Genomic DNA, 11862 nt, shown 5'->3' with positions numbered 1-11862 from the left:
GGTGAACGGTAGGTGGTGTAAACCTCGCATACTGCACACCTTTCAGTGTGCCCCTGATAGTTGTCGCTCCAAGGTAATCAGTTTCTAGTGTACTGTTCGCGAAACCGATCGTTCGAACGTCGGAGAAACTGTTTTGCGGACGGCCAGTGGAACGTCGTCTATGGTGGTCCAGACCGAGCGAGACGACGCCACCTGGTACAAGTGTGAAACCTGTGGGCTGCTGTTCGACGACCGGCCGGACGCGACACAGCACGAGAAGCGGTGTGAGAAGTCGGAACCGTCGTACATCCAGTGATACGGGCTGCTGTGACGATTCCAGCGATCCGTGCGAATCACTCGAGGCGGTCGCGGTGGTCGGCGGCGAGGTCGGCAGCCTGCTGGCGCGTGTGCGTCTCCTCCCAGCGCACCTGTTCGCCGTCGCCGTAGGCCAGCGCCGTCTTGAGTTCGTCACGCAGGATGCCCGACTCCACGGCGAGGACGGTCCCATCCCCGTCGCCGAGTTCGTAGACGCCGGGTCGATCCGGCGCGCGGGCGACGGTCTCCCGATCGAGATCGCGCCACTGTTTTCGAAGCGGCATCGCCGTTACTCCTCCGCGACGAGTTCGTAGGCGTGCTCGCTCATTTCGTCTTCCGCGAAGACGAAGACCCGACCGTCGACGACCTCGAGATCCGCCTCGACGAGCACCGAGTAGGCTTCGGTGCTGACCGTGACGCCGGGAAACAGCTCTTCTTCGTCGTCCGACTCGAGCATGACCCGGCCGACGCCGGTCGATTCTAAGATGTCGTCGTGGGTGTTGCGGTCGTTGACGTACGTCATGACGCCCTCGACGCCGTCGGGGTCGGTGACGAGGACGTGGACTTCCTTGCCAGGCGGCGTCTTGATCGCTCCCTCGACGGGTTCGGGGACGCCGTTGTAGAACGTCTCCCGTCCGTCGAGGTACTGAACGACGACGCCACCCTCGACGAGGTCGACCGAGAGCGTGCTGGGTGCGACGTTCGAGCGCGTACTCATAGCCGGCGATTGGACACGAACTGGCAAAAACCGACCGTTCTCCTGCCGTCCCACACCGGCCGTCTCCCCCAACTGCGGCTATAACCGCACGGATCGCCACTCGTAAATAGCCGCTGCGAGCAAGTCTGGGTATGGATGGCCGAGCCGTCGCCCCCGCTGCTGGGACGGTGCTCAACGCACTCGCCACCGGCACGGGATCGGCGTTCGCGATCGACCTCGAGACGACTGCCACCGTCTCGCTGACCAGCGACGGCGACGTCTCGGGCGAGATTGCCGACGACCCCGACGCCGACACCTCGCTGATCGAACGCTGCGTCGAACTCACCGTCGCGCGCTATGCCGACCGCGCGGGACTCGAGGCAGGAGACGTCGGTGCTCACGTCCGCACCGAGACGGAGGTGCCGATGGCGTCGGGTCTGAAGAGTTCCAGTGCCGCCGCCAACGCGACGGTGCTCGCCACCCTCGACGCCCTCGAGATCGCCGACGCCGTCGATCGTATCGACGCCTGCCTTCTCGGCGTACAGGCGGCTCGCGATGCGGGCGTGACCGTGACGGGCGCGTTCGACGACGCGAGCGCGAGCATGCTCGGCGGCGTCACGGTGACCGACAACACGACGGACGAACTGCTCGCCCGAGAGCCCGTCGACTGGCACGCACTGGTGTACATGCCACCGGAGCGAGCTTACAGCGCCGACACCGACGTCGACGCCTGCGAGCGGATCGCCCCGATGGCAGAACTCGTCGCCGAACTCGCCCTCGACGGGCGCTACGGCGAGGCGATGACGGTCAACGGCCTCGCCTTCTCGGCCGCCCTCGAGTTCCCGACGGGGCCGATGATCGACGCGCTTCCACTCGCTGACGGCGTCTCGCTGTCGGGAACGGGGCCGAGTTACGTGGCCATCGGCGAACGCGAGGCACTCGAGACGGTCCGGGAACGGTGGGACGACAGAGCGGGAACGACGCGATTACTTCGAACGCGAACGGACGGAACACGTACGACATGACTCGAGAATCTACGGATACGGACGCGGAATCGGCAGAATGGGATCCAGAGGAGATGGACCTCGAAGACCTGCGCGAGGAGATTCAGGGGATCGATCGCGACATCGTCGAACTCATCGCGCGTCGGACGTACGTCGCGGATTCGATCGCACAGGTCAAAGAGGCTCGAGGGCTTCCGACGACGGACGAGAAACAGGAAGAGCGGGTGATGGAACGAGCGGGCGAGAACGCCGAACACTTCGACGTCGACTCGAACCTCGTGAAAGCGATCTTCCGGCTGCTCATCGAACTGAACAAGGTCGAGCAAAGGAACACTAGATAGTGCTAAGCGGGTTTCTAAGCGCGTGTAACGTCCAATGAGCGATTAGAAATCTTCCGGTTGCTGTTCAGTTGGTTCGTGTTGAACGGTTTGAGCAGTAGGCCGATCACCAGAACCAGCGGACACTACACGTGCGAACGTGTCGCGTCAGGAAGTTGAGTAGAACGTCATCAGTAACTCCATTAATCCGTAGACGACCGCCAAGCTTCCAGAGAAAATCCCCATCGTACTCAGCAGTCGGTTTCGTGGGACAACAGTCGTTTGAGCAACTACCAACAAGGCCGTCAGGATGACCAGAACAGCAAGGAGTCGGTCGGTACGGTCGGACATACAATCACATTACCTGTCCTTGATGTGAATCGTTCGGTCCTCCCTCTATACTGATCACAGCAGACACGTCAGTCCAGTCCGAGGCTCAGTGTTAACGCTTCGTCCACCGCCTCCATCGTCTCTGTGTCGAGGCTTCCAAGTGCCGAGTGAATTCGCTTTTCGATGGAGACGACACGAATTTGGTCGAGACGGATTGAGGAATCTTTCTCGAACGGCGACTCTGCTGCTTCGACGAGAACCTCAAATGGATAGCCCCGATATGTCCCCGTCGCAGGTGCGACGATAGTCGTACTAGCATTTTTATTCCCAACGTCGTTCTGGACGACTACCGCAGGGCGAGTTTTCTCCATCTCGCGCCCTTCCGCAGGATCAAGCCGAACGATAACAACGTCGCCGCGACGAATTTCCACGTCCTCGCTCATTTATCCAGCCCGTCCCACGCCTCGTCCGATGCTTCGTCCCACTCTTCTGCAAACTCTTCCGCACTTTCAGATGCCTCGCGGTACGCAGCAGCCAGTTCATCTTCGTCGGGATAGCCAGATTCTACCTCGACGACGGCGACGGTCACACGCTTGTTTGCGTACTCCGTTCCGAGATAGATTCGACCTCGGTCATCGGTCTCGTTAGTTCGTAGGTCCCGAGCATCTACTTTCGTCATGTTACCGACCTGGACCTACTGCTGGATAAGTGTTGCCCACTATTACCCACGTCAGATATTTTCCGTGACTCGTACCATGGATTTCATCCACCTGAACAAAGTTGAGTAGCGCGAAAATAGGTAACACATCACTCAATTATAACCCTAGTACGACCGTACTTCGAGGCCGCCGATTCGTTCGAATTGTTTGGTGTTTCTCGTGATAACTGGTTCGTCGTTGAGAACCGCAGTCGCAGCAATCATACAATCTTCTCGATCGATCCGTTCGCCGTCGTTGATCAGCTCACCAGAGAGTTTTCCGGCTTTTCGCATCACAGTGTGGTCGGCACTCACGACGTGCTTTGTTTCCAGTATTTCGAGAATTCGCTCTCGCTTCGCCTCCGGCGTTTGAGATCGAGCAACGCCCTCGTAGAGTTCTAAAACCGTCACGGAGGACACTTTTTGTGGTCGTGCTTCTTTTTCGACGATATCGAGCAGTCGTTTTGCATTTTCATCGCCACGTAACAAGTCGATAATAAATGAGGTGTCCTGAATCATTCCGAGGTCTCGTCGTCTCCGACTTCGTCTAACGCTGCTGTGAGGCGGTCACTCCGTTCTCTAGACGTCGTTCGTCCCTCCTCGATAGCGGCCTCGAGGGCCGCCGCCTCGTCCTTGGAGAGAATCCCTGCGACCTCGTTCCACGACCGTTCTCCCGCAAGGCGCTTGACAGTTTCACTAAAGCTTTCTCCCTCTTTTTTTCGGGCTTTCAGCCGTTCGTAGGCTTCCTCGTCGAGTGAAATCGTTTTCGTCGCCATCGTAGTACACAGTACTACATGCACACTCAAAAAGGCTGGTGCGAAGCCCGCTCGCTCGGCGGAAAGATGAGCTAACGTAGCCGAAAACAGGCAAAATACACGAAACGATGTAACGTGAATTACAGACCTGAACAAGGTGGAGCAGCGAGAGAATCGGTAACAGCGGCTCTACCGAAAGATTCCCGTTGGTATGACCGTACTCGTTGAACTCCGGTGTTGAACCGACAGGAAACACAGCGTTTCAGCGTCTTTCACATCGTGTTTCTCGCGGAGTTCGACCAGCAAATCGAGGCGAGTGCTGTCGTTCGCGTTGAATTGATCCTGGCGTGAACACATCGAATTCCGTCCGCCTCGCTCTCAGATCGTAGCTGAAAGCGTCGTCAGAGCCGAAAAGACTTGGTGTCGTACCCTGTCTACCACCACATGGTAACGATTCTCGGCGAGGCCGACGTCGCGGCGGTGCTCGACGTCGAGATGCTCCTCGCCCCGGTCGAGAACGCGTTGATCAAACAGGCGGCAGGAGAGGTCGAACGACCCGATCGACCCCACTTCTCCGTCGGCGCTGGACTCGAGTCCGACGATCCGCTCGGGACGGGGCTGACGATGCCCGCGTACATCCACGGCGAGCGGTTTTACGCGACCAAACTGGTGAGCGTCCACGAAGGGAACGAGTCGCGGGATCTCCCGACGGTCCAGGCACAGATCGTCCTGACCGACGCGACGACCGGCCGCCCGGTGGCGTTCATGGCCGGTACGCGAATTACCAACGGTCGAACCGGGTGTATCGGTGGTCTCGCCGCCAGGACGTTCGCGTCGGATCCAGTCCGGTTGGCCGTCATCGGTGCCGGCGCACAGGCACGCTGGCAGACGCGCGCAATCGCGGCGACGTCCACGCTCGAGGAGGTCTGCATCTACTCGCCCAGCGAGTCGAAACGCGAGTGTGCAAGCGAGCTTCGTGATGAGGGTATCCCGGCGACAGCAGCCGAAACTGCCGCCGACGCGGTCGACGGTGCGACGGTGGTCGTCACGGCCACGACGAGCACCGACCCCGTTTTCCCCGCGTCGGCGCTCTCGGACGCCGAACTCGTCGTCGCCGTCGGCGCGTACACCGAAGCAATGCAAGAACTCGAACCCGCCGTCGTCGACCGAGCGACGCGACTCGTTGCGGACGTTCCCGACGAGGCTGCAGCCACCGGCGACGTCGCAGCGACGTCGTACGCCGCGGCGGACTTCGACCCGCTCGGCGACGCGCTTGCCGACGACGCGGCGGCACCGCTCGAGGACGGGTACGTCCTCCTCGAGAGCGTTGGGAGCGCCGTCCTCGACCTCGCGGCGGCGACGACGGTCTACGATCTGGCCCACACGGAGGGAATCGGTACGTCAGTCCCGCTGACGGAGTGAGCCGAGTGTATCGACTCGGGCAAACCACTGGCAGTGCGCGACTCGAGAGCGGGGGACACTGGCGGTGGAAACCAATGAGTTTAAAATACTCCTCACCAGAGTAAGCACTGCAGGGCGCTTAGCTCAGTCTGGACAGAGTGCTTGGCTTCGGACCAAGTTGTCGCGGGTTCAAATCCTGCAGCGCCCATCATTCTGTGTGACGGGCCGCACTTGGCGGACGGCGATATGGCGCTTATAAAGGAATCCTCTTTCGGCCGATTTGATTTCGTCACGTTTCGTTACGGTGGTCGCCAGTGTCATGCGATTCGCGCACATTTGAACGATAACGCAGGCACAGAACCAGGGAGGGCACTGCCGCGGACGCGGGCCACCCGTCGGTATCGTCGATTCCCGGGGACTGAAAATCGGCACGCGGGGTATTATTTTACGGGACAAACCATCGAGAGAAGCCATGACCGTGCACGATGCACCCGTCGGACGGCCAGACGAGTCGTCGACTGCCGAATCGCTCGAGTTGCTCACCGACGACGAGGAGTGGTGGACGGTCGTTCCGGTCGACGCGACGAGCGACGAGCGGATGACGCAGTGGATCTCCGTCGAGCGTGACGGACTCTGTAATCTCGAGGAGTGGCGGTAAGGCGAGAACCATACTCACGCGGGCGGACGTATCGTACTGTTTATAGCCCGCCGCTTTACACTTCCGGCAATGACTGCGGCGGAGACGATACGCGGGTTGTTCGAGTTGACGCGGCCGATAAACGCGATCGCAGCGGGAGTGTTGACGTTCATCGGCGCGTACGTTGCCGGCGGGATCGCAACGTACCCGTACGAGTCGCTCGCCGCAGTGGGAGCGACTGTTCTGGCGACCGGTGCTGGAAACGCGATCAACGATTACTTCGACCGAGATATCGATCGTATCAACCGGCCGGAACGAGCGATCCCTCGCGGGGCGGTCAGCCCACGGGGGGCACTCGTGTTCAGTCTCGTTCTCTTCGTGGGTGCCGTCGTGCTGGCGCTTGCGTTGCCGCTTTTGGCGGTCGCCATCGCGGTGGTGAACCTGATCGCGCTCGTCGCATACACGGAGTTTTTCAAGGGGTTGCCCGGCGTCGGCAACGTCGTCGTCGCCTACCTCGGCGGGAGTACGTTCCTGTTCGGTGCCGCGGCGGTCGGGAACGTCGAGGCGGCGGTCGTCCTGTTCTTACTGGCCGCGCTGTCGACGGTCACGCGCGAGATCGTTAAAGACGTCGAGGACGTCGAGGGCGATCGGGAGGAAGGGCTGAACACCCTTCCGATCGCGATCGGCGAGCGACGGGCCTTGCTCGTCGGCACGGCGCTGTTAGTCGTTGCCATCCTCGCGACTCCCCTACCGTACGTCCTCGAGTACTTCGGCGTCGCCTACCTGGTCGTCGTCGTGCCAGCCGTCGGACTCATGCTCTACGCTGCAGTCGAGAGCTTCGACGATCCGACTGCGGGACAGGAACATCTCAAGTACGGCATGTTCCTTGCTGCGCTCGCGTTCGTCGTCGGTCGCATCGCGGTCGACGTGACGGTACTCCCTGCCTGACCGATCACAAGGATTATACCTTGGTTGCCGAATTTTATAGCAGATACGAACGAGTCGGTGCCAGGAGCAGTCGCAAGGTGGCTGTCCATGGATGTGAGTAACTGGTATGTATGACTTCGCAACCGTCCTGTCGGACGCCGAAATCGATCCCGGGACGAACGTTCTCGTCGCTGGCGCGCCGCTGACCGGGAAGCGCCGAATTGCGCTCGACGTCCTCGCAGGCGGGGTCAACCGGGGTGATGGGGCGCTCATCGTCACGACGAAAGACGATGCAGAGACGGTGCTGTCGGGGTTCGAGAGCTTTCTCGATGGTGAGGAGACCCTCGAGGACGTCGACGTGGGGGTCGTCGACTGTGTGACGAAACAACGTGGTGTCGGAGCGATCGAGGACGATCCGCGGGTCAAGTACGTCTCGTCGCCGGTCGACATGACCGGCATCGGAATCAAGCTCTCGGAGTTTCTCCAGGAGTTTTACGAGGGTCGTGGCATCGACCGAAACCGGATTCTGTTACACTCGATTTCGACGCTGCTGATGTATTCGGACCTCCAGACGGTTTTTCGATTCCTCCACGTCTTCACCGGTCGCGTCCAGAGCGCCGACGCGATGGGGATCTACGTCATCGACTCGACCGCCCACGACGAGCAGACGATGAATACGCTCAAACAGCTGTTCGACGCCGTCGTCGAGGTCGAAGAGGGAGAGAACGAAGAGCCGGTACTCCACACGGCGGGCATCTCGTAGCGAGGTGCGAACCGGGCGGCCGGCCCGCCGGCGGAACCGACGTGTCGACCACGGGAGGTTTACGTACGCAGATCGTTCGATCGGCCATGCCAGTCGAGAACGACGCCGTCCTCCGGGAAATTCTCGGGTTCCAGGCCGTCGCGGTCGTCGGCTGTTCGCGATCGCCGGGCAAAGCCGCCCACGACGTTCCAAAGTACCTCGACGAACACGGCTACGAGGTGATCCCGGTCAACCCGTACGCCGGGGAGATCCTGGGCCGACGAGCGTACGACTCGCTCGCCGACGTCGACGAGGAGATCGACGTCGTCTGCGTGTTTCGCCCGAGCGACGAGGTTTCGGGCGTCGTCGAGCAGGCCATCGACCGCGACGACGTGCGCGTGATCTGGACACAACTCGGCATCCGCGACCCGGAGGCGACCCGGCGGGCGGAATCGGCGGGGCTGACCGTCGTCGAAGATCGGTGTCTGAAAGTCGATCACCGTCGGCTGTACGGTTAGCTCTCCCACTTCTCGAACGAGCGGTAGATTCCCTTCGAGAGGTACCGCTCGCTCGAGTCCGGAAACACCGTCACGACGGAATCGTGGGGAGCGTCGATCGCACCGGCGGCGATTTCCTCGGCGACGCGTTTTGCGGCGACGCTCGCTGCGGCCGCACTCGAGGCGACCAGGTGCCCTTCCTCGCTGGCGAGACGACGGAGCTCCTCGTGTGCCGCCCGGTCGGAAACGGCGTAGATCTCGTCGACGAGGTCGGGTTCGAACAGTTCGTTCGTGGCGGTGTCGTGGGTGCCGATCCCCTCGATCTTGTACGCGCCTTCCTCGCGCCCTTCGCCGAGGAACTCGCCGTACAGCGACCCCTCGGGTTCGACGGCGGCGACGTACGTCTCGGCATCGCGCTCGAGTGCGTACCGCGCGATCCCCATGAGCGTCCCGGCGGTGCCACAGCCGGCGACGACCGCGCCGACCTCGCCGTCGAGTGCCTCGTAGATCTCCGGAGCGGTCGTCTCGTAGTGTGCCTCGGTGTTCAACGGGTTGGAAAACTGCTGGGGGACGACGGCGTCGTCGAGTTCGTCGGCGAGCTGGTGGGCGCGGTCGATCGCGCCGCCCATCCCGTCGTCGGTGGGCGTGTTGACGATCTCGGCCCCGAGAGCGGCCATCAGCTGCTGTTTCTCGACGCTGAACCGTTCGGGGACGACGAAGATCGCGTTCAACTCGAGCTGGCCCGCTGCGATCGCCAGCCCGATGCCGGTGTTGCCCGCCGTCGGCTCGATCACCGTCCCGCCGGGGGAAAGATCGCCGCGTTCTAGCATTCGTTCGAGCATGTACCGGCCGATCCGGTCTTTGACGCTCGCACCGGGGTTGAACGACTCGAGTTTCGCGTAGACGGGGACGACCCCGGGGGCGTCGTGGACGCAAACCAGCGGCGTCTGCCCGATCGTCTCGAGTACCGACTCCAGTGGTCGGTCGTAGGAGGTCATCGTTCGGGAAAATGTCGTACCAGTTGTTAGCTCTTGTCGTGCGAGCGATCACGCTCGATGCGAGCCGCGTTATTCGCCGGTCTCGACCGTCGCGTCTGTTGTCTCCTTGCTCGCGTCGCCCTTGTTCGTCTCGGCGTCGGCGGTCTCGACGTCGGGCGCGTCTGCGTCGGACGCTTCCGCCTCCTCGATCGCCGCTTCCGCGAGAATCTCCTCGCCGTCGAGACCCTGCTGTTCGGCGATGGCGACGAGCAGCGCGCGCTGTTCTCGGACCTGGTGTTCGAGTTTCGTCACCCGGTCGCTGGTCTCGTCGACCCCCTCCTCGAGGCCGACGATCCGTTTCTGGAGTTCCTGTACCTGCCTGTACATCTGTTCGGCGCGGTCAGAGAGGCTCTGGATCTTCTTGGCAGTGCTGCCGAGTCCCATACGTGACAGGTCGGCCTCCAGCTAGTTGGTCCTTTCTTTGCTGCGATTCGATGGTTCCGATCGTCCCGGTCGTCGGCTGGCCACGCGTCTGTCACTCGGCGAGACCGTCGGTCTTAAGCGACACCGCTTCGACGCCTCGAGTATGCGCCCCGAGCAGCGCCCGCCGACGGTCGGTATCGTCGCCGCCCTCTCGTACGTTCTCGTCGCGTTCGCACCGTACGTCTTGCTCCCCGAGACGGAGACGCCGGGGCTGGCCATCTACTACGACTACGGGATCGCCGGGCCGCCGTTTCTCACGCTGCTCGTGGTCGTCGCCGTCGTCCTCTTCGCGGCGGGACGCGAGCGACGAACCGAACCCGACTTCGTCGCCGGGCTGGTCATCGTCCTCAGCGCGGTCCTCTCGTTGCTCGTGTTCGTCTGGGCGCTCGCCGTTCCAGAGTCGGTCGTCACGGGACTCGGCGAGGCGCTGTGGCTCGAGTACCACCGCTGGCTCCTCCTGCTCTCGTCGCTCGCGACGTTCGCCTGTTCGGTGTGGTACGCGCGGGCGCTCTCGCTGTTCTGATCGCGAGTCCCGGTTGTCCTTCCGGCCTCGATACCGGCGTTCGGTCGCTGTCGCGCGCTCGATGTCGATCGTCCTCTCTTGACGAAAGATTCACTTACACCAACGGCGTCCTCGAGGTGACCCTCCCGATCCTCGAGGGCACCGAGCTCCGTGGCAAGTCCATCCCCGTCGAGAGTTGAGCCGCGGCTAGCGGTAGTCTGGTGTCCCACGTCGCGTTTTTTATTTATATCGACCGATTGCCAGTTCGACCGTCCGCTCGGAGAGTCTCGTCCACCCGTAGATCCCCGCCGGGGATGCTACGATCGATTCTCTTCTCGAGTGTCGCCCGCCGGTGTCTGGGACGACTCCATCGCGCCAGGTCGGATCCCGACGAGTCCGACCGGCACCTGCGGGTGCGGTTCGTCTCGTTCTCTCGCGTACAGTTCGAACGTGGTCTTGAACGCGCCGAGGATCATCGGGCCAAAAAAGAGTCCCATGACGCCGAAGAACGCGACGCCGCCGAAGATGCCGACGACGACGACGGCCGCGCTGAGGTCGACGCTCCGCCCGACGGTGATCGGTCGGAGGAAGTTGTCGGCGAGGCTCACGACGACGGCTCCGTAAGCGAACAGGAACGCCCCCGCGAGTGGCTGGCCGACGACGACCAGGTAGATCGCGATCGGTGCCCAGACGACGAACGCGCCGATCAGCGGGAGTAACGCGAGGACGAACGTCAGAATGCCGAAGAACGCGAGCCCCGGGATGCCGACGATCGCTAGCCCGATCGTCGTGAGAAGCGACTGGACGGCCGCGACGAGCACGCTCGCGACGATCGACGCCCACATCAACCGATCGATGCGCGTGACGAGTTCGTCCTGGAGGTCGTCGCGCAGCGGAAGGACGGACGTACTCCACGCCACGAGCCGGTCGCCGTCCCGAAGGAGCGAGTAGAGGACGAACAACAGGACGGTCACGCCGATCAGGAACCCCGGAAACCCGCCGACGATCCCGAGAGCGTCGGCAGCGAGGCCGCGAGCGCCGACGCCGATCGGCTCCTGGAACGTTCCGTACAGCGTCTGGAGGTCGATCTCGAGGCCGTGCGCTGCTAGCTGGCTCTCGAGCGATTCGACGTCGAGGTCACCGGTGCCGATCGCCGCTGCGAGCGTGATCGCCTGGTCGATCGCGACGGAGACGAGGACGCCGACCGGAAACAGAATCGCGACCGTCGCGACCACGAGGCCGACGGCGGCGGCGACGGTTCGGCCGAAGCGGGGCTCGAGTCGTCGCTGGAGAGGAGCGAGGACGTACGCGAGGACGACCGCAGCGAGGACGTACGACAGGTACGGTAACACCAGCAGCAACGAGAGGACACCGACGGTGACGACGAGCAGTATCAGCACTCGTCGATCGGTGAGGTCGCGTCCGGGCGCGGTGTGTGTCGTCATCGGCGTCGAATACACTGGCGACGGACATGATTCTGGGTGTCGGAGCGGCCCCTTCGACTATACGACCGGACAACAGTCAGTGACTACTCGATCGCGTCTCGAGTGCGATCGATGGCTGAACCGTGTTGGCCGGCAATATATACCTGTGAGTCGTTTC

At 62.3% G+C, this 11862-nt stretch carries 18 protein-coding genes and 1 tRNA gene; 10 read left to right on the top strand and 9 right to left on the bottom strand.

Going from position 1 to position 11862, the window contains the following annotated elements; all coding sequences use genetic code 11:
* The first annotated feature begins 160 nt into the window (after positions 1–160).
* Entirely contained in the window at positions 161–295 is a 135-nt protein-coding gene (locus tag MU558_RS23205) for a DUF7128 family protein (RefSeq protein ID WP_265781484.1), read from the top strand.
* Positions 296–332: 37 nt separating this feature from the next.
* Here the strand turns inward: MU558_RS23205 and MU558_RS18845 are convergent, their stop codons facing one another.
* Both MU558_RS18845 and MU558_RS18840 read right to left on the bottom strand, forming a co-directional pair.
* Positions 333–578, bottom strand: a complete 246-nt coding sequence (locus tag MU558_RS18845) for a DUF7508 domain-containing protein (protein ID WP_246970753.1) — start codon at positions 576–578, stop codon at positions 333–335.
* A 5-nt stretch (positions 579–583) separates the two neighbouring features.
* A complete protein-coding gene (locus tag MU558_RS18840; protein WP_246970751.1) occupies positions 584–1012 on the bottom strand; it encodes a DUF5796 family protein in 429 nt (142 codons plus the stop codon).
* Between the two features lie 131 nt (positions 1013–1143).
* Between MU558_RS18840 and MU558_RS18835 the strand changes: the two genes are divergently transcribed.
* Both MU558_RS18835 and MU558_RS18830 read left to right on the top strand, forming a co-directional pair.
* Positions 1144–2016, top strand: a complete 873-nt coding sequence (locus MU558_RS18835) for a shikimate kinase (RefSeq protein ID WP_246970748.1) — start codon at positions 1144–1146, stop codon at positions 2014–2016.
* On the top strand, positions 2013–2336 hold the full coding sequence (locus MU558_RS18830; RefSeq protein WP_246970746.1) for a chorismate mutase: 324 nt from the start codon (positions 2013–2015) through the stop codon (positions 2334–2336). Before MU558_RS18835 ends, MU558_RS18830 begins: the two co-directional genes overlap by 4 nt.
* Positions 2337–2731: 395 nt before the next feature.
* Here the strand turns inward: MU558_RS18830 and MU558_RS18825 are convergent, their stop codons facing one another.
* From MU558_RS18825 to MU558_RS18810, 4 genes are all read right to left on the bottom strand, one after another.
* Positions 2732–3085, bottom strand: coding sequence for a type II toxin-antitoxin system PemK/MazF family toxin (locus MU558_RS18825; protein WP_246970744.1), 354 nt, complete (start codon positions 3083–3085; stop codon positions 2732–2734).
* Positions 3082–3321, bottom strand: coding sequence for a hypothetical protein (locus tag MU558_RS18820; protein ID WP_246970742.1), 240 nt, complete (start codon positions 3319–3321; stop codon positions 3082–3084). The genes MU558_RS18825 and MU558_RS18820 overlap by 4 nt, the downstream gene beginning before the upstream one ends.
* Positions 3322–3465: 144 nt before the next feature.
* Positions 3466–3858 carry a type II toxin-antitoxin system VapC family toxin gene (locus tag MU558_RS18815; protein ID WP_246970740.1) on the bottom strand — a complete coding sequence of 131 codons (393 nt, stop codon included), beginning with the start codon at positions 3856–3858 and terminating at the stop codon, positions 3466–3468.
* Positions 3855–4115, bottom strand: a complete 261-nt coding sequence (locus MU558_RS18810) for an antitoxin VapB family protein (RefSeq protein WP_246970738.1) — start codon at positions 4113–4115, stop codon at positions 3855–3857. Before MU558_RS18810 ends, MU558_RS18815 begins: the two co-directional genes overlap by 4 nt.
* A gap of 423 nt (positions 4116–4538) precedes the next feature.
* Between MU558_RS18810 and MU558_RS18805 the strand changes: the two genes are divergently transcribed.
* The 6 genes from MU558_RS18805 (at position 4539) to MU558_RS18780 (ending at position 8319) form a co-directional block, all read left to right on the top strand.
* Complete coding sequence (locus tag MU558_RS18805) at positions 4539–5516, top strand: ornithine cyclodeaminase family protein (RefSeq protein WP_246970736.1); 978 nt, start codon at positions 4539–4541, stop codon at positions 5514–5516.
* Positions 5517–5628: 112 nt separating this feature from the next.
* Positions 5629–5703 (top strand) — tRNA-Arg (locus tag MU558_RS18800).
* A 264-nt stretch (positions 5704–5967) separates the two neighbouring features.
* On the top strand, positions 5968–6153 hold the full coding sequence (locus MU558_RS18795; RefSeq protein ID WP_246970734.1) for a DUF7511 domain-containing protein: 186 nt from the start codon (positions 5968–5970) through the stop codon (positions 6151–6153).
* A 69-nt stretch (positions 6154–6222) separates the two neighbouring features.
* Complete coding sequence (locus tag MU558_RS18790) at positions 6223–7080, top strand: geranylgeranylglycerol-phosphate geranylgeranyltransferase (RefSeq protein ID WP_246970731.1); 858 nt, start codon at positions 6223–6225, stop codon at positions 7078–7080.
* A 106-nt stretch (positions 7081–7186) separates the two neighbouring features.
* Positions 7187–7822: an RAD55 family ATPase gene (locus MU558_RS18785; RefSeq protein ID WP_246970729.1), complete on the top strand. Its 636-nt coding sequence runs from the start codon at positions 7187–7189 to the stop codon at positions 7820–7822.
* Positions 7823–7908: 86 nt separating this feature from the next.
* Positions 7909–8319, top strand: a complete 411-nt coding sequence (locus tag MU558_RS18780) for a CoA-binding protein (protein WP_246970727.1) — start codon at positions 7909–7911, stop codon at positions 8317–8319.
* On the opposite strand, the gene MU558_RS18775 is transcribed toward MU558_RS18780, so the two are convergent.
* Positions 8316–9296 carry a PLP-dependent cysteine synthase family protein gene (locus MU558_RS18775; protein ID WP_246970726.1) on the bottom strand — a complete coding sequence of 327 codons (981 nt, stop codon included), beginning with the start codon at positions 9294–9296 and terminating at the stop codon, positions 8316–8318. The two genes, MU558_RS18780 and MU558_RS18775, sit on opposite strands and share 4 nt — an antisense overlap.
* A gap of 69 nt (positions 9297–9365) precedes the next feature.
* Complete coding sequence (locus MU558_RS18770; RefSeq protein ID WP_246970724.1) at positions 9366–9719, bottom strand: DUF5798 family protein; 354 nt, start codon at positions 9717–9719, stop codon at positions 9366–9368.
* A 142-nt stretch (positions 9720–9861) separates the two neighbouring features.
* Between MU558_RS18770 and MU558_RS18765 the strand changes: the two genes are divergently transcribed.
* A complete protein-coding gene (locus MU558_RS18765; protein ID WP_246970722.1) occupies positions 9862–10281 on the top strand; it encodes a DUF7548 family protein in 420 nt (139 codons plus the stop codon).
* Positions 10282–10577: 296 nt separating this feature from the next.
* Here MU558_RS18765 and MU558_RS18760 read toward each other — a convergent pair whose 3' ends face one another.
* Positions 10578–11705, bottom strand: a complete 1128-nt coding sequence (locus MU558_RS18760; RefSeq protein ID WP_246970720.1) for an AI-2E family transporter — start codon at positions 11703–11705, stop codon at positions 10578–10580.
* Positions 11706–11862 lie beyond the last annotated feature (157 nt).

The organism is Natribaculum luteum, from assembly GCF_023008545.1.
GTDB lineage: Archaea > Halobacteriota > Halobacteria > Halobacteriales > Natrialbaceae > Natribaculum > Natribaculum luteum.
This window is presented reverse-complemented; position numbering and strand designations above follow the sequence as displayed.